Source organism: Humiphilus diazotrophicus (genome assembly GCF_059726315.1).
In genome coordinates this window covers 650,490-673,494 of the sequence record NZ_AP040870.1, presented here as the reverse complement: position 1 = coordinate 673,494, position 23,005 = coordinate 650,490, and the positions used below count along the sequence as shown (strand labels likewise).

Here is a 23,005-nt window from a genome sequence, read left to right as displayed (position 1 = left end):
GTGGGAATGACGTATGCAGTTTGTTGTTAAGTAAAAAGAAAATTATCACAATGCGACATCGGAACAGGTGCTTGCAGTAAATGAAAGAGAGGAATGCGTGAGCTTACTTGGCAGTAAACCAAAAATTGGAATTCGTCCTATTATTGACGGTCGCCGGAAGGGTGTTCGTGAGTCGCTCGAAGAGCAGACAATGAACATGGCAAAGGCCACTGCAGAGTTGCTCTCCAAAAACGTCCGCCATCCGAGCGGAGAATTTGTTGAGTGTGTAATTGCCGATACTTGTATTGGCGGCATTGCAGAAGCTGCAGAGTGCGAGGAGAAGTTCAGCAAAGAAAATATAGGGCTGACAATCAGTGTCACTCCTTGCTGGTGCTACGGATCTGAGACCATTGACATGGATCCGCTGCGTCCCAAGGCTATTTGGGGTTTCAATGGAACGGAACGTCCGGGTGCCGTTTATTTGGCGGCTGCCCTGGCAGCTCACACGCAGAAGGGCCTTCCCACCTTCTCTATCTACGGACACGACGTTAAGGACTCAACAGATACCACGATTCCCGAAGATGTAAAAGACAAGCTGTTGCGCTTTGCTCGCGCCGGTTTAACGGTCGCTACCATTCGGGGGAAGAGCTATCTCTCTTTGGGCAACGTCTCTATGGGTATCGCAGGGTCGATTGTCGATCACAACTTCTTCGAGTCCTGGTTGGGAATGAAGATTCAGGCCGTGGACATGACGGAGCTGCGCCGCCGTATCGATAAAGAGATCTACGATAAGGCCGAGTTGGAGCTGGCTGTAAAGTGGGCCGACAAGTACTTTAAGTTTGGCAAGGATTACAACAAGAATCCGCGTACCCCGGAAGACCTCCGTCGTATTCTGCGCGAGAGCCTGATTATGGCTATCTGTATTCGCGATATGATGCACGGAAATGAAGCTCTCGTGAAGCTTGGTTATGCCGAAGAAGCCAAGGGCTACAACGCTATTGCTGCCGGTTTCCAGGGACAGCGTCACTGGACCGATCAGTATCCCAATGGTGATGTTGCCGAGGCTATTCTGAACAGCTCCTTCGATTGGAACGGTGTTCGTGAGTCGAATGTTGTTGCTACCGAGAACGACAGCCTAAACGGTGTCTGCATGCTCTTCGGTCACTGCCTGACCGGAACTGCTCAAATCTTCGCTGATGTTCGTACCTACTGGTCCCCAGAAGCGGTCAAACGGGTTACGGGATATACCGTCGAAGGCCATGCTGCTGACGGTTTCCTGCACTTGATTAATTCCGGTGCAGCTGCTCTCGATGGCAGCTGCCAGCAGGTGGGCAAGGATGGCAAGCCAACAATGAAGCCGCATTGGGATGTGACTCCAGCCGATGCTGAAGCATGTCTTGCAGCAACGGAATGGCATCCTGGCATCGATGAGTACTTCCGCGGTAGCGGCTATTCCAGCCAGTTCCTGACTAAGGGAGGTGTTCCTTTCACGATGTCTCGTTTGAACATTGTGAAGGGACTCGGGCCGGTGTTGCAGTTGGCAGAAGGTTGGAGCGTCGAGCTTCCCAAGGAAGTTTACGAGACCTTGAATCAGCGCACCGATCCCAGCTGGCCAACGACTTGGTTCGCTCCTCGTCTGACTGGAAAAGGACCTTTCCGCGATGTCTATTCCGTCATGGCCAATTGGGGTGCAAACCACGGTGTATTGACCATCGGTCATGTCGGACACGAGCTGATTACTCTTGCCTCGATGTTGCGTATTCCTGTCTGTATGCACAACGTGGAGGAGAGCCGTATCTATCGTCCCAGTTCGTGGGCTGCCTTTGGCATGGATGTCGAAGGTCAGGATTACCGGGCTTGCACGACCTATGGCCCTCTTTATTCCCGTTAGGGCAAATCTAGTGGTTTGCTACAGGGCGGAAATGCAATGGCATTTCCGCCCATTTCCTTTTGGGACGCTTTCTTGTTGGTGCTTTTGTTCTTGACAGTCCCTATCACGCATCCATATAAGTTTTTCCATTAGAATACAGTTTCCCTATTGGCGAATCCGGAGATGAGAAGTCTCGCATCGTGGTCATTCTGGGGCAGACTGTTGCAAGACTTTGAGGATCGAAAGCGGTGGATTGTCACCCTAAGATTCTGTTGAATATCTGTTGCTTTCGTTGGGGGATGATTTTAAGCAGAATTGTAGTGAGGCTGCATTGACTCCGTTTCACTGGACGAGAAGAAGGTTCCTTCAGGCTTCTGCCACATTGATGGCTTTGTCTGAGCACCAATGGCTGTCGGCACAACAGGTGATACCCTCGGCGGAGAATTCGCCGGAAGAGATCAGCAGAGGCACAAAGCCTCTTTTTCACGGGCAAGCGGAACGCCCCTTGCGGTACCGTCCTGAAGGTCCGGATTTTGTCATTGAGAATGGCCCGGAGTTCTTTAATCGTCCGCTCTATTGCTTCAATACTTCCTTTCGCATCGATGCTGGAGACCGGCCTGAGTTTTCACTCTATCTTCCGGGACGCGGGGGAAATCTGCGTTTGGGGATTCGCAACGCCCGCGGCGTCAAATGGCTGGTGAATGCAGACCATATCGTTGCTCGCTATCGTGCTGGGAGCATGCTGTACGAGATAAAGGACGCACTACTCGGCGGCGGCATATTCCGGCTGACGGTTCTTCCTTTTGCGGAGACACAGGGCTACGTATGTGTAGTGCAGGCAGAGGGAATTCCAACCGGATCTCATTTGATATGGGCCTATGGCGGCATGAATGGGCAAAAGGGTAAACGCAGTGGCGATATCGGATGTGAAGATGTTCCAGTAAGTGAGTTCTTTCAACTTCAGCCACGGTATTGTGAAGGCAATAGCTTCCAACTCCAGGGCAATACAGCTCGAATTACTTCAAAGGTTGCAGAACTATTCTTCCTTGCTCCAAACGGAGCTCAGCTGGGCCTTGCAGATGCGGGAAAGTGGAATGACCCTACAGTTTTGGCGCAGTCGGCTTCGGAGAAGGCTCCACAACGTGCCGTCCTTTTCGGCCAAGTGGAGATCCAGTCAGGGAACACTTTTTATTTAGCACTTCAACGGATACAAAACCCCACGATAGCTTTGCCTCCCGCTTACGCTGTGGACCAGTTGCCGGAGCTTTACCGGCATGCTCAGGAGAGGGTAACCGGGTTCCAGCAATTATTGAAGATCGATACACCGAATGCATTCCTGAACGCTGCGGTTCCGGCTCTTGTTACTGCAGCAGATGGAATCTGGGACACCAGCCAGCAGGCTGTCATGCATGGAGGTGTAGCCTGGCGCGTTCCCTTAGCCGGATGGCGCGGTCCCTATGCGATGGACGATCTGGGCTGGCATGATCGCTTACGTGCGCATCTCCGTCGTTGGGCTGCACGTCAAGATGTCACCGATTACGAACCTCGTACTGGCGAGGCCGATCCTGGAAAGAACGGCGGGACAAAGGAAAAATTGCTTCATAGTCGCGGGGATGTTTCGCACAACCACTACGACATGAATCTGGTCTACATCGATGCGTTAATGCGGCATCTTCTTTGGACGGGCGACATCGATTTTGCTCGAGAGATGTGGCCGGTTATCGAGCGGCATCTGGCTTGGGAGCGCCGGCTCTTCCGTCGTACCTTCGGTAAAGAAGAGTTGCCGCTTTATGAGGGCTATGCATGCATTTGGGCGAGCGACAATCTGCAATACAACGGCGGAGGAACTGCGCATTCGACAGCTTATAACTACTTCCAGAATCGCCAAGCAGCACAGATCGCCAAACTCATTGGGCAAGACCCTTCTCCTTATCTTGCTGAAGCTGAAGTGATCGCGAAAGGTGCTCAACAGCTGCTTTGGTTGTCGGACAGTGGCTGCTATGCGGAATCGAAGGATTTGCTAGGAAAGCAGGATGTCCATCCGCATCCGGCTTTGTGGACCTACTATCACATGGTTGACTGTGAGGTGCCCGGTCCGGAGCAAGCGTATTTGGCGGGCGAACAGCTTCTGAATATGTTACATCGAGTCCCGGTTGCGGGTCCCGATGTGCCTTCGGGCGATTGGTTCCTGCTCTCGTGCTCCGACTGGATGCCCTATGTGTGGTCGCTAAATCTGCTGGTTCATGCGGAAAATGCTCATGCTGCTCATGCCCTATGGCAGGGAGGTCATAACGACGAAGCCTATAACCTCTTCATGGGTGCTCTGCTGGACAGCATGTATCTAGGCCTGTGTCCGGGGAATCTCCATATGACTTCCGGATTGAGTGTGCACCGTCAGGAAGCCCAGCGAGATTTCGGCGACGCAATCGGAACGACCTCTCGAGCCCTGGTTGAAGGCCTCTTTGGGATTCAGCCGAATATGCTCGACGGGACTTTGAGTCTTGAGCCTCGTTTCCTGCTGGAGTGGGAGCATGCCTCCATTGAACACCGGGATTTGATCTTCCGATACAAGCTCAATGGGAAGGAGGCTATTTACGAAATTCAATCGAAGATGGCCAAGGGAAAACAGCTCCGTTTGATTTTGCCTGCCCGCGCTGTCGAAGTGGAATATGTAACCGTAAATGGACAGAAAGTTCAGTGGAAGTTCGTTCCGGCTGCAGTGCTGCATCCGAAGATTGAAATAGAATCTCCGCTCTTGGCCGAAATGAGGATTGTTGTTCGTTGGCGGGGGGAAGCTCCGGAGAAAATTACGAAGCTTCAAAAGGTCTTTGTAGATGAGCAGGTGAGGCCACTGTTGCAACGAGCACGTCTACTGCAAACCAGAGATCCACAATCGGCACTAGAGAAGGGAATCTGTCGCCGGATTGGACGATTTACCTTATTGGCTCAGGTCCAGCAGGGACAAATGCAGTGGTGGATGCCTTTACGTTATGAAGGAGAGGAAGCGCTGCAAGTGGATATTCAATCCTCTGGTTCCGCTCTCGGCGTTGCTATTCAGAATCATGGTTCTGCTGCCTTGAAGGAGCGGGCTCTTCTTCGTCTGCACAACTACAGTACTGCAATTGTTCTGACCTCATCGGCAGCGGCAAAGGTGCCGTTTACGAGTTTATTGCCGGGCACCAATCGCGTGGAGATTGAAAGAGCGGGTAAGATTCTTGTCAAGAAGACATATACCGATTGGTCGACGAAAATCGATGGTCAACGATGTGAAGCTGTCGATCTCAGCAGCATACTGCGTGAGAGGGTAAATCGCATCTTTAAGCGAGAATATCTTGCACCGCGTTCTCCCTCCTGTTCTCTATCGATTCCGACACAGGCATCAGGCGGTTGGGCTGCATTTCGATTAAAGCCGAAGATTGATGATTCGGGATTGATGGTTATGGCCGATCGAGGGAATGGAGTGGTGCTGACTCCGCAGGGGATTCCTCTGCATATTGATCCTCGTCGGCAAAACAACATTTCCTTCGTTTCTCAATGGAGTGTCGATCCCTGCAGCGTGACGGTCCCGCTGCAGGGAAAGGCCTGTCATATTTATCTGTTGATGGCTGGTTCTACATCTCCTCAGACGAGCCGCATGGTGAGCGGGAGAGTGATTGTGCGCTATGCAGACGGAAGCAAGGAGCAGCTTGATCTGATAAATCCCGAGAACTGGTGGCCCATCGAGCAGGATTACTTGATTGATGATTACCAGTTCTATCGCCCTGAAGCACTTCCTCCAAGGCTCGATCTGAAGACCGGAAAATTTCGCTTGCTTGATATGGCAAGCTTCAAGGGAACTGGAGGTCCTATCGAAGGTGGCTCTGCGACACTTTTGGATATGGCTCTGGATTCGAGAAAAACATTGGCTTCACTCGTGGTTGAGGCTCAGGCCTATGAGCCCATTATCGGACTGATGGCTGCAACTCTTGTACGACCGTCCGGAAAGAACGAATAGCAAGGAAAGAGATTAGCAATATGAAGCTGAATCGAATGATGCTCGGTTTGACCGCAATAGCGCTCCCGATGTGTAGTGCTATCGCGCAGACGGATTGGCAAAAGATCTCAATGCCGACTGCAGCTCAGGTAGCCGCAACATGGAATTCTCCAGCCTCTGTGTACGGGCCCGAGCCATATTACGGGCTCAGTGGACCTGTCACGCTGGAAGTTGTCCGTCGTGATCTGGATACGTTGCATCAGCTTGGCTATCGTGCCGTGACAGTTCAAGCCGGTCGCGGAACACCCTTTAGCTATCTCTCTCCGGAATACTTTGCCTTTATGAAGCAGTTCGTCGCCGAAGCAAAGAAACGCGACATGAAGGTCTGGATTGTCGATGATGCTGGTTATCCTAGTGGATTCGCCGGAGGCAAATTTACAGCCCTAGCTCCTTCCTTACGAATGCAAGCCCTGGTCTTGGGCGAAAAGATTCCGGTTTCGGCAGGCGAGAGTGTCCAGCGGAATTTCAGTCCGGAAGTTGTTAGTGTCATGGCCGTGAACGAGAATGGTACGAAGACGTTCGATGTTCCTCTTCAAGGTAGACATCTCGAATGGAAGGCTCCTGAAGGGAAGTGGACCTTACTCGTTGTAGAACATCAGTTCCGTACCTCGCCAACGAGATCGGATACAAACCCGAAGAATGTTAAGGACGGTTCCCAGTCTCTTGAAGACTACCTGAATTCTGTTGCAACGAAGAAATATCTGGAATTTACTCACGAGCAGTACAAACGCTATCTCGGGGAAGAGTTCGGAAAGACTATTCTCGGTTTTCGTGGAGATGAGCCCGACTATTCCATCGGAGGCTTGCCCTGGACGAATGATTTCTTCGAGCGTTTTCAAAAGATCAAGGGTTACGATGTTCGGCCCTATGTCGGAGCTATTCTTGCTGCACTCCCTATCCACGATCATATGTTGTTCCCAATCCGGATGACTGAAGAGCAGAAACGCGTGAGGGCCGACTATTACGACGTCTTCTCTCAAATGTTCGCGGCAGGATTTTTCAAGCCTCAAGCCGATTGGTGCGCTGTAAATGGACTTGAGTATCAGGTTCACTTGAATCACGAAGAAATGGAGATGGCACTGGTTAGGAGCGAGGGAGAATTCTTTCGCGCGATGAAGGATGTGCAATCTCCAGGTGTCGATGCTATCTGGCACCAGATTTGGACGGATACGGTATCAGACTTTCCCCGGCTAGCCAGTTCTGTTGCTCATGTTTATGGTCGGCCACAATCCTTTACCGAAAGCTTTGCTGCCTACAGGCCGGAGCCGGACGGACAGATGGCTCGTTATATTCTGAATGAACAATTTGTTCGCGGGATAAATCTGATCGAGACGATGTACTATCCAGCGACGAGCGAAGGCCCCAGGCCACTGCATTCCTACATGGCATCGCCAGATTTTCCTGACCTGCTGGCCTATGTAAGAAGGATGAGCTATCTACTGTCCGTTGGAAGACCGGATGCCTCCGTTGCGTTATTCTTGCCCTCTAGCTCTCTTTGGTATGGCGATGAAGCTGCAGACAAGGCTTTTGTTTCGACCGAACGGCTCTTGAGTGAACACCAGATCGATTTTGATATTGTGAGTGAAGATGCGCTTGCATACGATCTTGAGGCCGCAAAAGGCGCATTCGTTACTCGCAGTGGGAGTTCATATCGGACAGTGATCCTGCCGGCTCCTTCTGCCTTAAGCGATGTTGCTCTGCAACGGCTTAAAACCTTTGCGCAAAATGGCGGGAAGGTTGTCTTTCTAGAACGGACTCCAGAGTTGGTTTTCGGGAAGAGCTTTAAAGATGCCCATTCTGTAACTGCTGCAGATTTCAGCTGGGCTTCAGTCGCAAAGGGGACTTTGCCGGAAACCCCAACTCCTCCTCAATTTCCGCCTGCATCTGCTCCGCCAGCGATGATCGTTCCTCCCGGAATGCTCGAGACCATCGAAGGCGCTATAACTAGTGATCTCAAGCTAGACTCATCTGATACGGCACTCAAGGTAATGAAACGCCAATGGAAGGATGCCAGTGTATATCTCTTCTTTAACGAGGGGGCAAAAGAGAGTGTGCATCGCGTGAAATTTACAGGCGGGACGAAGGCGGAAGTATGGGATCCTCAAACAGGGAAACAATCAGCTCTTCAATGTAAAGCCGAAAAAGGTAGTGTGACGGTAGATCTTCAGATGAAGGGATACGAGACGAGAGTTATTGTCGTTAGACACTGAACATCGGACGTCAGTCCGGATAATAAAGTTGCGGGAAGAGCAGAATATTGCTCTTCCCGCTTTTACTTTGATACACAGCTAAAGCTGATAACGGACGAAGCCGTTTTCGCAGGGATTTCCTTTAGCGATATAAACTGCTTTTTCTTCGGGCACCATTACAAACGATGCCAGGGTTTTTGAAGATATCGGCACATTCTCATTGATGTGGCGGCATATGGAGTTGGGATAATGATCGTGGTCCGCCAGAACTTCCATGGCAATTTCAGGGGTTATCTGGCCATAATGCTGAGCGACAAAGCTGTCGATTGTGGCTGCGCGGTCATAGCTGTCCGGTTGGATACCCGGTGCCGTATCACGTGTTTTGAAGCGTTCTGTGAGGTAGTGGTTTGAGTGCAGCATGATATCTCGCTGCGGTTCTATAACCTGAAAATCGTCATGAGCGCTCTCGACCCCATACATCTTCCCGTTGTTGTCCACCAGGTAATAGCAGGCCACTCCACGAGCAACCCGTTTCAGAAGCGTTAAGGCGTCATCGATACTCGTTTGCCGCATTATTCGGGGAAGGTAACCGGAAACAGGAAGAGTGAATTCGTGATCCCTCGCGAAGGTAGCCGTTATGGAGATACTGAGTCCTGCGCTGGAGAAGGTATACTCTGTCCAGTTATTAAAGCTCAGAACATATTGCACCAGTCCATCGCTATGATGGATCTTCAGCAAATCTATCGTAGCATCCGGGACAAAATCGATGTTTTGCGCCAGGATAGTTTTACCTCCTTTGGTGGCTTTACCTGTTGCCATGAGGGCCGTACACAGGGTGCATACTCCCGTCATGGCCTTGGCTGCAAAGTCATTCATGCACTTCTGGGTGACGATCTCTTCGAAGGAAAGCCCCGTTCCATCAGCTTGGCCTCTCATGATTTCGATCAGATATGGATCAAATTCTTGTATGGCCGGAAGATGTTCCATGGCCATGGTTATGATCTGTTCCTTTGAAAGCTTTAAGAAAAATGCCATGTTTTCCAGGCTGTTTCTGGAGGTAGCTACAATATTATCTTTGCAGCCTTGTCCCCACTGCAGTCCTATTTCATAAGGAGTGCCTCCGCACTCAATTAATCTGAATTCGCTAGCTTTCTTCATCTCGGGGGGATTGCCTTTCATTCCTAAATCGATGGAGAGAGCGTTGCTGGAGCATTTCAGCAAGAGAACATATCTCATTGCTGGCGGATCTAGACCAATGAACGAAATGCTTCAATGACGTACCTTCTCCTTCTCTGTTCTTGATGCCATGGAAATTTCTTCTGATGCAGTTGCTTCTTCTGTATCACGTGCATATGTGATTTAGAGCAGAACCAGCGTTACTGTGTCCTGTCCGAATACGGTGAGGGGCAGGTTTTCGTAACGGAAAACCTTCATAAGGATTTGTGGCTTGGGATACATCTACGCTGGTTTGCTCTACGCACACGATGCGGCCAGCAATCATACGGATCTTTTTCTGTGATGGATTTGCTTTGAAGGACAGGATTTCGGCTAAATGTAGGGGAGCGGATATCTCAAGGAATGAGGCTATTTCACCACGTGAGGGTGAAATAGCCCCTGATGCTTAGAAGGTTTTCTTTTCAGCTTCGTCAATCTTGGTGTCTGCTGCGGCACGGCTCATCATGACTCGTACATCTTTACTGTTCTGCACGGAGAATGCAGATGTGCTGGTTGGGGCGGTTATAGCAAAGAAGTCAGCTCTCTCAACATCGCTGAGTATGATTGCCGGGCGTGCATCTGGTGCCATTGGATGAATCTCGACGTGGCTCATTTCCAGGTGCTTGAGGTGACGGATATAGAAGCCATGTGCGGGCATGGGGCCGAACATTCCTGGCTCCGGATACTTGTCCTCTTGTTCAGGAGGATTCAGTGCGGCCGTCTCCGCTGTGCCTCCACCTTGATGTTGCATGTAGACATCGGCGATCTTTACATCTTCAATCGCATAGCTCGGAATACCGCATAACTCAGAGCAGATCCTCGATGCTGAGTTGTAACTGGTCAGGTTCGAGATAAGGATGCGTCGGAGTGTTCCAACCTTTGTCGATTCCTTAGGCCCACGCAAACGAGCACCCAGACGCAAGAAGAGCGGAGTTGTCGTGACGTCACGCATGGTGATGTTGGTTACCACAATATCTTCGAGCAGAGCGCCATCAACCGTTTCCAGAGCTAATCCCTGGCAGCCTTCAAAAACGCAATTCGAAATGGTGATATTGATGAAACCGCCGTTGGATTCTGTTCCACACTTGATTCGTCCGGTAAAGTTGCTGCGTCCTCCCGCCGGGAACTTCTTGAAGGTTCCATCGAGAACAGAGCCTAACTCATAGCATCCGGTCACCCAGCAATTGGTGATGGTGACATTACGAGTTGGACGCGCATAACCGAGCGCAAAACTCGATTTCGGGCAGATGCCATCGTCCCAAGGGGAATTCACCGTGCAGTTTGATACGCGAACATTCTGACAGCAGTCGATATCCATTCCATCGCGATCGGTATCGATCTTGAGGTTATCGATAGTGAGATTATCGACTCCGGTAAGCAGTAGCGCGAAGTGTCCACCTTTTAACACTGAGAAATCGCGGAGAAGAACATTACGGCAATTCTTGAGTGCAATGGCCTTGTTGCCCACTCCCGCTTGTTCTGCCAGGAATTCGATTCCTAGAGTATTCCTGTTGCGACCATGGGAAAGCCCCTTTCCCCAGATAAGTCCCGGTCCTGTGATGCTGATGTCATGGATGTTATCGCCCCAGATCAGGGAATTATGCCAGTGATTATGGCCGTAGTCCTGATATGCCTCCCATGGGGTATTGGGTTCAGCAGCATCATAGGTCCCGCCGCCTTCACCCGTAGTTTGTCCGGGAAGCGGAGATGCTGCGGCAAGAATAGTGGCCCCTTGAGAAAGATAGAGATCGACAAAACTCCTCAGACGGATTGAAAAAGTGTTGTAAACACCCGACGGAAAGAAGACCTGTCCTCCTCCTACAGCCGCCGCAGCGTCAATGGTGCGGTTAATGGCAGCGGTGTCCAGTGTTTTGCCGTCTCCTACCGCACCATAGTCGCGAACATTGAAGATTGCTTTGGTTGAGCCTTTCGCCGTTGGGGTTGCAAGAGCTGGTGCGGCCGCAGCAGCGGCTACAAAGCCTATGCTGGAAAGCTTGAGAAGGTCTCGGCGGGTATTCTTTATTTCCATGACGCGGCGATAGTAACAGAAGGGCCGCACGATTTGCTATATCTATTGAAATTGTTCCCTATAGTGGTAAAGCCGCTCAGCATGCTTCTGCCGAGCGGCTTCGATAGTGGTTGTGGCTTTGAAGGCGGCGCGATCTACCTGGACTTCAAAGCGTGATCAAAGCGGCTTATTGACGTACTTCGATTTCGTCAATAAACGTCCAGACGACATCGGAGGGTGTTACCTGAATCTTGACGTAGCGGCCCGCTAAATTCGCAAGATTAGTCAGGGTATACCAGATTGCCAGGTTTCCTCCCCCGATATCGGGTTTGGTTACCGTTCCCGCTACGGTGAAGTTCACGCCATCCTTTGATACGGAGTAAACCACCTGTTGCGGCAGCATGATGCCAGCTCCTTCATACTGCAACCAGCGGCTGCGGAATTCTTTGATCGCCTGTTCCGACCCTAGATCGATCGTAAACAAGTAGCTCTGGGAGGTGGCTCTTCCTTGCCATGCGGGGTCGGTATAGTCTGCTGCTCCGTAGACTCCATCTGTAAGCGAAGTGCCGTTGCGATCCGGATAGTTAGCATCAGCCGGAAGGCTGGTAACGTAAGCTTTCCCGAGTGCGAGGTTTGTAATATAGGGATCGCTGGCCAAGGTTGTGACCTGTGTAGCTGTACTCAGGCTCGATTCGCTGCCTGCAGCATCGAAGGCTGTTACCTGATAGGTATAGGTGGTGCCAGGACTGAGCTGTGTGTCGATAAAGGTCGGAGCGGTTTCATACGAGGTGGCAACCACAGCGCCGTTGCGGATGATTTTGTAGCCAACCACCCCAAAGTTGTCTGTTGAGGCCGTCCAGTTCAACTGGATCATTCCATCGTCGATTGCCTTTCCAGCGAGTCCTCCGGGTGTGGTGGGTTCTTCCGTCTCTACTGTTCCGTCCTTCAGATAGTCTCTATACGTCTTGTAATATGCAGGGTTTACTTGCTGAGGGCTCTGATAGTAGTTAAAGCTATAGCTCAAATAATTACTGACATACTTCTGGACCGCACGTATATCCGTCACAATGGAGCGGATCGACATAGGCTGGCTATCGAGATTAAAGGTTTCTGTATCTGCCCAGAACTGAGCTTTCGGAGATCCTTTATGAATTCCCTTGGCTGTTGCCTTGAACCATGCAGGAAGCTGCGCGGCAGTAGCGTGACCCACTCCCACTCCATCTTGTAATGCCACGATGTCAAGAGGGCTGCGAGCCATGATATAGGCCCACATCTGTTGCCATTGTGTGGGCGTCAGGCCTTCGCTGGCGTTGAAGAAGGGAGAGGTTATGATCGGCTTATCTGGGGTCAGGCCCTTTAGGTGATTGCCGATGGTCTGATAGAAGTCAACCAGACGCTCCCACTGTGTTGCGGTGGGCTCATTTACATTATCGACTTCGAACCATAGATACCATCCGGCAAAGGATGGATGGCTTCCATATTTTTGCCACAGCTCATCTGCTATCAGATTAGCGGTTACAGCTTCACTCCGTAGCCAGGAGCTGTTTTCAGCATAATTGTTCCACCAGTCATCGTTTGACTGCAGTCCTACGTAGACCTTCAATCCTTTTTTGTCTGCTGCACTCAGAGCGTTTTCTAGGAAGTCATTGGTAGTGTTTTGCGTGTAGCCGGGAAGACTGGTTGGGTATGCCGTGGTTTTATTCAGGCTATCCGCCGTCCACTGCAGAACGACCTGCTTGAGTCCAGCCTTGTGCATATAGCCAAACTCTTGTTTCCACTGTACCTCGGTCCACTGGTCTCCGAGATCTGGGCCTAGAAAGGAGCCATGAAGCGCCGGCCGATGGGATTCCGCGAATCCGCCCAGCGAATTGCCGACGAGGAGCAATAACGACATCGTTATGATGCGTAAAGGACGCATAGTCTTTCCCTTTCTGTACTAGAAATTCAGCTTCAATGCAAATTGAATCTCGCGCGATGTTCCTGCTCCGAGAATCTCTCCTGTGATATCGGTTTTTACCGAGGTCTGAGGATTTCCGAAATTTGCGTGATTGAGGAAGTTAAAGAACTCTGCTCGGAACTGGAGAAGCATCTTGTCCCGAAGCTGGAAGTCTTTGAATGCGGAGAAATCGAGATTGTAGGCGCCTGGACCGCGCAAGCTGCCACGGCGTGCATTGCCGAATTGGCGAGAAAAAGTTTGTCCGGGCGCTAGTGGCGGCCAGTCATACGCACAGGGATTGAACCAGTGTGCCAAGGTTCCGATTTTCTCTGGCGCTTTCCCTCCTTGAGAAATAGTCAAATGGCAGCTCGAATCCGAGTTTGCCATTACTGGTCCTGGCTTGTTCGGATCTCCGACAACATAAGGCCGGGGTGCTCCGGATCCCGTGTTGGTTGTGTCATAGGGGAGCATCGGTGTAATTGCCTCACCTGTGTTTGCTCCGAAGATTCCGTTTGCTTGCCATCCTCCGACGAACCACTTCATTGGGCCTGTGCTATTAAGAAAGCGCTTATTAGGCCCAAACGGCAATTCATAGGACCATGCTGATGTGAATTGATGACGGAAGTCGGGGGAGTTGTCACCGCGTTCGGCACTCAAGTCGTGAGTGTTCATGGGCTCGGTCCATTCGTCTTCCTCGCCTTGACCGATCGTATGTTGCCACGTATAGCTGTTTAGCATTGTCCATCCTGCTGATAGGCGCTTTTCAAACCGCATCTGTAGCGCATGAGATAAGGAGCCATAAAGGCGGGTCTCTGTGCGAATCGGACCGACATTGGGGACGGTACTGAAGTATGGCCTCCCCATATTGCCAGTACTGTCTGAGAAGTTGCTATCAAGTGGCTGAGTCGGCTGATTCAAATTCATTAGAAACGAGAGTTTCAATGCATGTGTGCCTACGTACGCTACCTGCAGAAGAGTGTCGCGGAAGAGCTGCCGCTCCACATTGAGGTTCCATTCTTCGATATACGTAGTCCGGTTGTTGAAGTATGCGGCGCTTGTTCTCCCCGATGGGTTGCTGATGCTCGGATATGTAGGAGTAGGGAAGCCTGTAGAGAGTCGGATTGTCGGGGTGGTCGGTGGAATCGTCATCGACTGGCTGAAGAAGAGTCCTGTTGGGTTATACGCTAATTCGGCGTCATTTTGATTAGCCTGTAGTGAGTAGAAGAGCCCAAAAGCGCCCCGAATAATTGTTTTGTTATCGCTCGACGGAGTGTAGGCAAATCCAAGACGCGGGGCAAAGTTGTTTAGATCCTTCTTTACATTTCCGGAGCGGCTTACACCTACCATTCCAGGTGCAATAAACGTTCCGGTTTTGAAATCGAAGTTCGCCAGGCGATCGTGATCTTCCACCATGGGCGTGAAGATGTCATAGCGAAGCCCTAGATTTAAGGTCAACTTGGGGGACATGTGGTAGTCATCCATGCCATAGGCGCTGAACTCCCACCAACTCATGCCATAAGGATTTTTCTGCCCGTCACGAGAGAAGTAGGAAGGATACCCCAAGAGAAAACTCGCTAGTGCACTGCCGCCCGAACCTGAAAGCGCTGTGAAGCCCGAGTCAAAATTAACTACTCCGGTAGGATTCAATGCCTGCAAAAATCCATGTCTCCTCAGCCGCAGGTCTACGCCGGTTTTGATGGTGTGGTGTCCACGCAGGTAGGTGAAAGCATCGATTACCTGATAATTGTTCTCCCGCAAGACCTCCGGGAAGCAGCAGATGTTTCCTAACGATGTCAGGCCACTGATGTTGATGTTTGTTAACCCGCCGGTTGCAACCAGGTTGTTTGGGTCGTTGATTCCCGGGATGCCTATCTCTGTCGATACGGCTTCATTGGCAAAGTTTTGCTTTGCATTGACGACGTATCGCATATAACCAAGTTTGAATTCGTTGATCTTGCTTGGCGAGAACGTGTGGACATCGGTGATGCCAAGTGCCCGTGCTGTATCGTCAATGGTGCCGGAAAATGAGCCACCACCTGCTTTCCCTGGAAGTGGATCCGGGTGATAAGCGTTTACGTTATTCAGGCTGAAGGTTCCATAAAGGCTGTTGTTGGATGCAATCTGGTGGTCAATGCGAATATCGAAAGAATCCTGGTCGTTCTTGGCAACCGGATTGTAACGGTATTGGTTTCCTGGGAGATTGGGTGCTGGATAAAGTTTGTTGACTACATTCAGTGCGGCTGGGTCGAGCTTCTCTTTCGGAATAATGTTTCCCGCAAAAGCTTGACGCTCTCCGGTGTTCGGATCGGTTGTTGTCGGGTCGTAGATCTGTCCCTGCTGGGCTCCGTTCTCATCCGTATAAAGCAGATCGGAGAAGTCCCCTGTTCTCTCTGTCATAGAGGGAACAACGGAGATGGCTGTCCATGCTTGTCGAATTCGGGTTCCTTGATAGTCTCCAAAGAAGAATGTCCTGTTTTTTCTGATGGGGCCACCAAAGGTAAAGCCGAATTGATTTTGTTTGAAAGGTGGGATCTTGCTCGTCGCACTGTCAAAGTAGTTTTTAGCGTCCAGTGCGGAGTTCCTGATGAACTCGTACATGCTGCCATGGAAATCGTTCGTGCCGGACTTAAGGACGACGTTGACGACCGCTCCCCCTTTACCAATATCGGCGCCAAAGCCGCTTGTCTGGACCTTGAATTCCTGGATAGCATCGACCGCCGGCTGAATGACTTCAAACCCAATCTGCTGTTCGTTGTTGTCGAAGCCATCAAGCAGGAAATTATTCGTAGTGGCCATCAGTCCATTGACCTGAATGGCTCCACTCCCGCGTTCATTTTCCGGAACTCCTCCCTGTTGCACAATTCCACTTGGCCCGGAGTTGACACCCGGACTCAGGTAGGCGAGTTGCAGAAAATTTCTGCCGTTGAGAGGCAGATCGTTGACTCTTGTCTGCTCGATGACTTGTCCCAGGGAAGAGGTCTCTGACTCGAGTTGCGGCTCGGCCGATTCAACCTTGACCTCTTCATTCACCATGCCTGGGATGAGTGCTACGTCAACGCGAGCGACTTGATTGACATCGAGTTTGAATGAGGGCTGTACAGCTTTTTTGAAGCCCTTCTGTTCAACCGTCAAACCGTAGCGACCTGGCTTTAACTGGATGGCAATGTACTCACCTGCGGAATTGGTGGTAATGCTCTTGGAAATATTCGTCTCTACATTTGTCACCGTTACTGTGGCGCCTTCGATGACGGCTCCGGAAGCGTCTCTCACCGTACCCACAATGCTGCCGGATTCCACTTGAGCGAATACTGACGAGACTGCTGGGCCGATCAAAAACAACGCTGTGCCAACCAGGACAAAGCATGTTTTCAACCATGCACAGGCCTTATTCATAACGTCCCTCCGCAAACCTCATTGATTTCTTTTCTGCTTCTGAGTACTCCTAAGGTTTGTGGCATAACAACATGACATGCTTATATGTTGTCAAGAATAAATTTCTGGCCGCATAGAAGAGATGACGTTAATTATTCCTGCTAAATAATTGAAAATAAATAATAAAGTAATGAATATTGCATCTGTTCTGGCGCGGGTTCGTTTCCTTATTTCTTGCATACATTGAAACATATTATGTTATGTTTATTTGTCTTTACGTTTGGGAGGGAATGGAAGTCATGCCAGATGCCGTTCCGTGTTCGAATGTAGTCCAGGTAAACGATCTTGATCTCTTCCTCGACAACACCAGTTTTGTTCCTTTTTACGAGCAGATTGTGGATCGGATACGAACTCTCATCAAAGAGAACAGGCTTCGGGAGGGACAGGTATTCTGCTCCGAAGGCGAGATTGCACGCGCGCTCGGCATCAGTAAGATGCCTGTTCGCCATGCTTTTCAAAAGCTTCGCTCTGAAGGTTTACTGCTGATCTCCAGGGGTAGGAGACCTGTTGTGGGTTCCGGCCTTGTTCCCTGGAACTTTCAGCAGTTGAGGGGATTTAGTGAGGAGATGCGGCGCCGAGGTCTGGATCCTTCGGCGAAGCTCCTGTCTTGTGAGTTACTGGAGCCGCATCAGGAGGTCTTTAAGGCCTTGCGATTGCTACCAGGGGAGAAGATCTATCAGATTAAGCGTTTGCGGCTAGTTAATGGAGAACCTGTAGCTGTTGTGACAAGTCATCTCCCGGCAAGAATCTTCTCGGGTATTGAGAGGTACAACCTTGAAAGCCAGTCGCTCTACTACGTGATGGAGTCGGTTTATCGTCGAAAGCTTCACTGGGCGGAAGAAGTGATCGGTGCAGTGATGGCGGGAGGAGAAGAGTCCGAACTACTGCAGACAGCCGTCGGGACATCACTCTTGCATATCAGAGAGACCACCTATGACGTAACCAAGAAGGCGATTGAATTCTCTGTTTCTTTATTGCGTGGCGACCGCTACACGGCCCGTCTTATTGCGATTCGAAAGGGGTAAGCACTCAATGTTTTGAGAACAAGTGGTGCCCGGATTGGAGCACCACTTGAAATCCAGGCCTTAACTGGCCAGAGCTTCTTGTGGGAGGTAGGTCTTGCTCACGGCAATATATCCGTTCTGTGCTACTTGCTTGCCGCGTTGACGATAACCTTCTTCGTCGCGAGGTTGCGTTGTCGCCAGCCCGTCAACATATCGATTGAACATGCAGAATGCAGCGGCGATTAGCACCGTGTCATGAATTTCAAGATCTGTTGCACCCACGCTGCGTGCATTCTCCACATCGTCTGACGTAACGTGTTTGCCGCCTTTCTGAACCTTGGCTGCAATGACTAGCAGAGCTTTCAGCTTTGTAGAGATATCTGCGTGCTGAAAGTCAGCTTTAACCTTCTTTACCAGCTCTTCATTGTCGTCCAGGCACGCCGCGGCAATGGCTCCATGAATTGTTTGGCAGTAGTAGCAGTCGTTGAGGTAAGAGACGTAGGTGGCGATCAGCTCTCGTTCTCCGGCGGAGAGCGAATGAGGTTTGTGGAGCAGCAATTCTACGAGTTCGTTCAGGGGTTTGGCTGTTTCCGGACGAAATGCCATTGCGGCTCTAATTCCGGGTAGTCCTTCAGGTAACGCAATGTGTGGCATGATGATCTCTATCCTTCCTTCAAATTAAAAATCTAGGCGATTGCTTCGAGTTGAACTGGCTTGGATGGAGCGAGGTATCCCTCCTTCGCCAACTTGGCTCCCATTTCGACATACGCTTCCGGTTCTTGCGGTGCCCATGTTCCCAGGCCGTCAACGTATCGGTTGTACATGCAGAATGCAGCAGCAATCAGCACCGTGTCGTGGATCTCTATATCAGTGGCACCGGCGCTACGAGCACGTTTTATGTCTTCATCTGTGACTCGTTTCCCGCTCTGCTGAACATGCCCGGCAATGGCGAGTAGTGACTTGAGCTTTTCCGAGATTGGAGCCGATTCAAAGTCCCTTTTTACTTGCGCCACCAGATCCATATCGCCACCAAGGTGGTGCGCTGCGGCAGCACCGTGACTGGATTGGCAGAAGAGGCAGTCATTTTGGCTGGAGGTGTAGGTTGCAATAAGTTCCCGCTCCGCACTGGTGAGGGAATTAGTGCCACGCAAAAGAACTTCGGCAAGTGCACGCAAAGGCTGTGCTGTTTCCGGACGAAAGGTCATTGGTCCGGTAATGCCGGGCAGTCCTTCTGGGAGAGAAATGTGTGCCATGAATCGTGTCTCCTTGTGAAAAGAATGAGTGCGACTACGGTGCGATCTCCGAGGCCGGGGCCTCCGTGAATGTTTTGATATAGCCTGTATCCTGTGATCCCTCCTGGACGGCATATCTGGGAAGGAAGAACATTAGAATGCAGGGGATTAGGGAAGGCAAGGCCAGCAGTTGAATGGTTAAAGGACGATAGGAACCAAGAGTGTCGAATATGCGTCCGACGATGAGTGGGCCTGTAGCTCCGCCGACTGCATAGGCTGTCCAGGTAAGAGCATAGAGGGTTGCGAGCCGCTTGAGTCCGAAGTAGCGGCTAAGCAGGTAGGGGGTGATATCTCCTTCGCTGCCCATGCTGAATCCGATCAAGGATGCTGCAACCAAGCCGGCTGTAAGGGTATTTGCTACAGAAAGCAGAACAATTCCTATAACCGTAATCAGCAACATTAGCTGTGACACACGTGGCCCGAAGAAACGGTCGAGGAAGAGCCCTGTCATCAATCGTCCAAACAGTCCAGTAGCTCCGATAATGGCTACCGAATATGCCGCTCCCTGGGAGGAGACGCCTCTGTCTGTCAGCAACGCAGAGAGGTGTGCAATAGCTCCATTTACGCTAATTGCATAGAGGCTGACCGTAATGGCGATGATCCAAAAACTGCTTTGGGAGAGGGCCCGTCCTACAGATTCTCCAGTGCTAGCTATTTGATCGTCGCTCTGCCCTGGGGCCACAGCTTTTTCGCGGACAAATAGCGCCGTGAGTGGAAATCCAACTATCAGTGCAAGAATTCCCAGGACAATATAAGCAGAGCGCCAACCATAGTGATTGATGGTTGATTGTGCGATTACCGGGAGCAGCATTGCTCCACAACCACCTCCGCCGAGCATTACGGAGAGAGCCAGGCCTCTGCGACGGCTGAACCATGTGGATATGGCACGGGAGTAGCCAAGATAGGCTGTTCCATTACCGACGAGTCCGATCAGGAAGAAACTTAAGTAAAAATGAAGCAGATTCGGTGTCAGCCAAGCCAGAGAGGCATAGGTACAGGAGAAGACAGCAATACAAGGCAGGATAATCTTGCGCGGCCCGAATCTGTCTAGAAGCCAGCCTAATCCGGGCGATGCTGCAGCTATCGTCAACGCGGCAATGCTGAATCCGGCGGAGATGGCTTCTCTATGCCATCCAAAGGTGAGCGAAAGTGGTTTGAGGAATAAACCAAAGGTGTATGGGACGACAGCTGCAAAGCTAACCATTACACCGAAGAAGCCGGCCAGAACAACCTTCCAGCCAGGATAGGAGATGCAGGATTCTGAGTCAGTAGTCATCCTGACAGTTCTCATCAGATTGGCCTCAGGGGAAATTGAGTCTGATTCGATTGCATTTTTCATCGGGAGGACGTTTTCATCGTCCTGGGTCCGTTGGCATGACTGTAGAGGAAACAGTATTGGCAGAAAGTGAATTTGTCTTGCATCTGCAGGCTGAGTTTTATGTCAACCTATAGATGGAGTTTCTTGAAGAGATTGGGCACCCGGATTTGCTATCGTGTCTGCAATACTCTTTGGAAATTTGTGAGCTCCTTCATCATGCCGGAGCAAGAGCAGTGCTGCTGGAGGATGTAAGTAATGAAGAAATCTAGCCTTTCGTTTGCCGTTTTCCTTGTCCTGGTTACCTGGTCGGTTGCGGTTGCAAGTACTGTTCATGTTGGAAGATGGCAGCCGGTTTTTCAGGGCATCGATCAGTCTTCGGGAGCTATAGACGGGCAGGGGCGGAGTATCGCATATGCGATGCGGGTCAATCTTCGCGCTCCTGGAGTCAGCTTTTATACCACTCCTCATCAGGGACAGTTGAACACCGTCTCTATGACCACAACCCAATTCCTGCTGAAGTATGGATTGCAGGTGGCGATCAATGCCAACTTCTTCTCTCCTTGTTGTTTTGCCGTGCCAGAACGAAAGACAGTCTTGGGGCTAAGTGTGTCGGATGGCAATCTTGTAGCGCCTCCGGTGAATACCCTGGGGCAGAATATTTCGCTGCTGATTAACAGGAAGAACCAGGCGAAGATTTCAGAGACCTCTCCCAATACCGATCTGTCGGATGTCTTCAACGCCGTTACTGGATCGGGGGTCATCGTGCGTGATGGCTTGAATGTTGGAAATCAGACTCCCTATGGAGATGGTGCTCGTCCGAATCCTCGAACGGCAGTTGGCCTGTCAAAGGATGGTCAATATCTTTATCTTGTCGTTATCGATGGCAGGCATCCGGAGTACAGCGTCGGAACGACTCATGCCGAAACAGCAGAGATCATGATTGCCTTTGGTTGTTATCAGGCAGTTAATCTTGATGGTGGAGGCTCTACCGAGTTGGTGAAAGACGACGGACATGGTGGTGCTACGATTCTGAACCGTCCCAGCGGAGGAACAGAGCGATATCTTGCAAATCAGCTAGGCATCCGAGCTCTTCCTCTGCGTTCCTCCGCTCATCATTTTTGGCCATGGCGGAAATAGAGAGGTAGACATATTGGTATAGTCCGGCCACGAGGAAAAGGTGGAATACGCCAACGGCACACAATCCGGTACGGGAGTCGATTCTTGGAGAGAAGTGTCTTGCTTCCTTATATCCTTATTTAGAAATTTCCCCTGCTGACTTAAGGAGCCTTTTTCATGAGGAAGGTTTTTCTCGTACCTCTTTGTTTTGCACTTTCTCTTTCGTCCCAATTGATGGCTCAAGATAGCCGGACAGTTGCTGAACCAAAAATACCTCCGTTCTGCACATCGTTGGCTGCCCGGCTTCAGTCACAGGGAAATACCTTGGCTCCGGAAGATGAGTCGAAACTGGATACAGAACGAATTCAGGCGGCTATTGACCATTGTGGCAAAGGCCATGCTGTGGCACTCCAGACGCAGGGAAGCTCGAACGCGTTTCTTAGTGGTCCTCTCATATTAAGAGAAGGTGTCACCCTGGTAGTCGATAAGGGCGTGACGCTTTATGAATCGATTGATCCAAAGGTTTTGGAAGTAACGCCCGGAAGCTGCGGGATTGTAAGCAACACTCCAGGACGTGGATGCAAACCTCTGATATCTGTTGACGATGTTTCGGGAGCAGGGGTTATGGGGGATGGTGTCATTGATGGCCGGGGTGGAGTAAAGCTTCTTGGAAAGGACGTCAGTGCATGGGACCTCGCTGAGCAGGCTCGATCTGGAGGTGGACAGAAGGTCAGCAGGCTGATTGTTGCGAATCACGCAAACAACTTTACCTTGTACCGGATTACGTTGAAGAACTCGCAGAATTTCCATGTGGTCTATAACGGAGGCGATGGTTTTACGGTATGGGGAGTAAAGATTGATACTCCTGGGAAATTGGCACGGAATACGGATGCAATCGATCCGGGAGCAGGAGCGAAGAACATCACGATTACGCATACCTACATCAGCACTGGGGACGACGACATTGCTATCAAAGGTGGCCCGGGCGGTGTAACGCAGATGACTGTGAGCCATAACCACTTCTATCGAGGACATGGCATGTCTATCGGCAGTGAGACCAACGGTGGCGTAAGCAAGATTCGCATCTTTGATCTCTCGATTGACGGCGCCGACAATGGCATTCGTATCAAGTCAAATGCCTCTCGCGGTGGACTGGTTCATGATGTCCGTTACGACGATGTCTGCATCCGGAATTCGCCGAATCCCATCATGCTCGATACTGCCTATAGTGCAGCTGGCAGTCTGGAAGGCAATCTCTATCCCAGCTTCGTTGACATTACTCTGCATAATGTGCGGGTATCCGGTGGTGGCAAGATCTCTTTCGATGGTTTTTCAAAGGATCATCGCATAGGTGTAAATCTTGACGGAGTTATGCTGACCGACGACGCGAAATATTCCTATCGTATTAAGCATTCGGATTTTCGCCAGGGGCCCGGACCGATGAATCTGAAACTCGATGGGGAAGATACAACACTGACGGGATCTGCGGGGAAAGGCACTCTTGATTCCTGCGCGGACAAGTTTGTTCCATTTCCAAGATAGAGTCAGCGGCTGTGGTGTCATTGCATTAGGGCCTCTACTCTGAATGTAGAGGCCTTAATGTTTGCGTTCCT

General features: G+C 50.8%; 13 protein-coding genes. 6 read left to right on the top strand and 7 right to left on the bottom strand.

From position 1 onward, the window contains the following. Positions 1-97 precede the first annotated feature (97 nt). From AC6I7T_RS04385 to AC6I7T_RS04375, 3 genes are all read left to right on the top strand, one after another. Positions 98-1,870 carry an L-fucose isomerase gene (locus AC6I7T_RS04385; RefSeq protein ID WP_497792095.1) on the top strand — a complete coding sequence of 591 codons (1,773 nt, stop codon included), beginning with the start codon at positions 98-100 and terminating at the stop codon, positions 1,868-1,870. 310 nt (positions 1,871-2,180) lie between these two features. Beyond that, a complete protein-coding gene (locus tag AC6I7T_RS04380; protein ID WP_497792094.1) occupies positions 2,181-5,843 on the top strand; it encodes a DUF4450 domain-containing protein in 3,663 nt (1,220 codons plus the stop codon). A 20-nt stretch (positions 5,844-5,863) separates the two neighbouring features. Beyond that, positions 5,864-8,092, top strand: a complete 2,229-nt coding sequence (locus AC6I7T_RS04375; protein WP_497792093.1) for a glycosyl hydrolase — start codon at positions 5,864-5,866, stop codon at positions 8,090-8,092. A 78-nt stretch (positions 8,093-8,170) separates the two neighbouring features. Here AC6I7T_RS04375 and AC6I7T_RS04370 read toward each other — a convergent pair whose 3' ends face one another. The 4 genes from AC6I7T_RS04370 to AC6I7T_RS04355 form a co-directional block, all read right to left on the bottom strand. Beyond that, entirely contained in the window at positions 8,171-9,229 is a 1,059-nt protein-coding gene (locus tag AC6I7T_RS04370; RefSeq protein ID WP_497792092.1) for a C45 family autoproteolytic acyltransferase/hydrolase, read from the bottom strand. Between the two features lie 463 nt (positions 9,230-9,692). Next, positions 9,693-11,315, bottom strand: coding sequence for a rhamnogalacturonidase (locus tag AC6I7T_RS04365; protein ID WP_497794556.1), 1,623 nt, complete (start codon positions 11,313-11,315; stop codon positions 9,693-9,695). Between the two features lie 166 nt (positions 11,316-11,481). After that, positions 11,482-13,212 (bottom strand): DUF4434 domain-containing protein, encoded by a 1,731-nt coding sequence (locus tag AC6I7T_RS04360; protein WP_497792090.1) that lies wholly within the window; start codon positions 13,210-13,212, stop codon positions 11,482-11,484. An 18-nt stretch (positions 13,213-13,230) separates the two neighbouring features. Then, the gene (locus AC6I7T_RS04355; protein ID WP_497792089.1) at positions 13,231-16,623 is read right to left on the bottom strand and encodes a TonB-dependent receptor; all 3,393 of its coding nucleotides are present in this window, start codon (positions 16,621-16,623) and stop codon (positions 13,231-13,233) included. A gap of 278 nt (positions 16,624-16,901) precedes the next feature. Here AC6I7T_RS04355 and AC6I7T_RS04350 point away from each other — a divergent pair, with 278 nt between their 5' ends. Then, complete coding sequence (locus tag AC6I7T_RS04350) at positions 16,902-17,687, top strand: GntR family transcriptional regulator (RefSeq protein WP_497792088.1); 786 nt, start codon at positions 16,902-16,904, stop codon at positions 17,685-17,687. A gap of 60 nt (positions 17,688-17,747) precedes the next feature. On the opposite strand, the gene AC6I7T_RS04345 is transcribed toward AC6I7T_RS04350, so the two are convergent. From AC6I7T_RS04345 to AC6I7T_RS04335, 3 genes are read right to left on the bottom strand one after another with little or no spacing between them, the layout of a single operon-like run. Continuing rightward, on the bottom strand, positions 17,748-18,320 hold the full coding sequence (locus tag AC6I7T_RS04345) for a carboxymuconolactone decarboxylase family protein (RefSeq protein WP_497792087.1): 573 nt from the start codon (positions 18,318-18,320) through the stop codon (positions 17,748-17,750). A 32-nt stretch (positions 18,321-18,352) separates the two neighbouring features. After that, entirely contained in the window at positions 18,353-18,919 is a 567-nt protein-coding gene (locus tag AC6I7T_RS04340; RefSeq protein WP_497792086.1) for a carboxymuconolactone decarboxylase family protein, read from the bottom strand. A 34-nt stretch (positions 18,920-18,953) separates the two neighbouring features. Then, complete coding sequence (locus tag AC6I7T_RS04335; protein WP_497792084.1) at positions 18,954-20,234, bottom strand: MFS transporter; 1,281 nt, start codon at positions 20,232-20,234, stop codon at positions 18,954-18,956. A gap of 297 nt (positions 20,235-20,531) precedes the next feature. Here AC6I7T_RS04335 and AC6I7T_RS04330 point away from each other — a divergent pair, with 297 nt between their 5' ends. Together AC6I7T_RS04330 and AC6I7T_RS04325 are read left to right on the top strand one after the other, a co-directional pair. Continuing rightward, positions 20,532-21,413, top strand: coding sequence for a phosphodiester glycosidase family protein (locus tag AC6I7T_RS04330; protein ID WP_497792083.1), 882 nt, complete (start codon positions 20,532-20,534; stop codon positions 21,411-21,413). Between the two features lie 156 nt (positions 21,414-21,569). Continuing rightward, on the top strand, positions 21,570-22,934 hold the full coding sequence (locus AC6I7T_RS04325) for a glycoside hydrolase family 28 protein (protein ID WP_497792082.1): 1,365 nt from the start codon (positions 21,570-21,572) through the stop codon (positions 22,932-22,934). Positions 22,935-23,005 lie beyond the last annotated feature (71 nt).

Excerpts from the sequence above, each read along its gene's own strand:
- AC6I7T_RS04340 (WP_497792086.1), bottom strand. The coding sequence starts at position 18,919 with ATGGCACACATTTCTCTCCCAGAAGGACTGCCCGGCATTACCGGACCA.
- AC6I7T_RS04370 (WP_497792092.1), bottom strand. The coding sequence starts at position 9,229 with ATGAAGAAAGCTAGCGAATTCAGATTAATTGAGTGCGGAGGCACTCCT.
- AC6I7T_RS04325 (WP_497792082.1), top strand. The coding sequence starts at position 21,570 with ATGAGGAAGGTTTTTCTCGTACCTCTTTGTTTTGCACTTTCTCTTTCG.
- AC6I7T_RS04330 (WP_497792083.1), top strand. The coding sequence starts at position 20,532 with ATGAAGAAATCTAGCCTTTCGTTTGCCGTTTTCCTTGTCCTGGTTACC.
- AC6I7T_RS04335 (WP_497792084.1), bottom strand. The coding sequence starts at position 20,234 with ATGACTACTGACTCAGAATCCTGCATCTCCTATCCTGGCTGGAAGGTT.
- AC6I7T_RS04350 (WP_497792088.1), top strand. The coding sequence starts at position 16,902 with ATGCCAGATGCCGTTCCGTGTTCGAATGTAGTCCAGGTAAACGATCTT.
- AC6I7T_RS04365 (WP_497794556.1), bottom strand. The coding sequence starts at position 11,315 with ATGGAAATAAAGAATACCCGCCGAGACCTTCTCAAGCTTTCCAGCATA.
- AC6I7T_RS04375 (WP_497792093.1), top strand. The coding sequence starts at position 5,864 with ATGAAGCTGAATCGAATGATGCTCGGTTTGACCGCAATAGCGCTCCCG.
- AC6I7T_RS04355 (WP_497792089.1), bottom strand. The coding sequence starts at position 16,623 with ATGAATAAGGCCTGTGCATGGTTGAAAACATGCTTTGTCCTGGTTGGC.
- AC6I7T_RS04360 (WP_497792090.1), bottom strand. The coding sequence starts at position 13,212 with ATGCGTCCTTTACGCATCATAACGATGTCGTTATTGCTCCTCGTCGGC.
- AC6I7T_RS04345 (WP_497792087.1), bottom strand. The coding sequence starts at position 18,320 with ATGCCACACATTGCGTTACCTGAAGGACTACCCGGAATTAGAGCCGCA.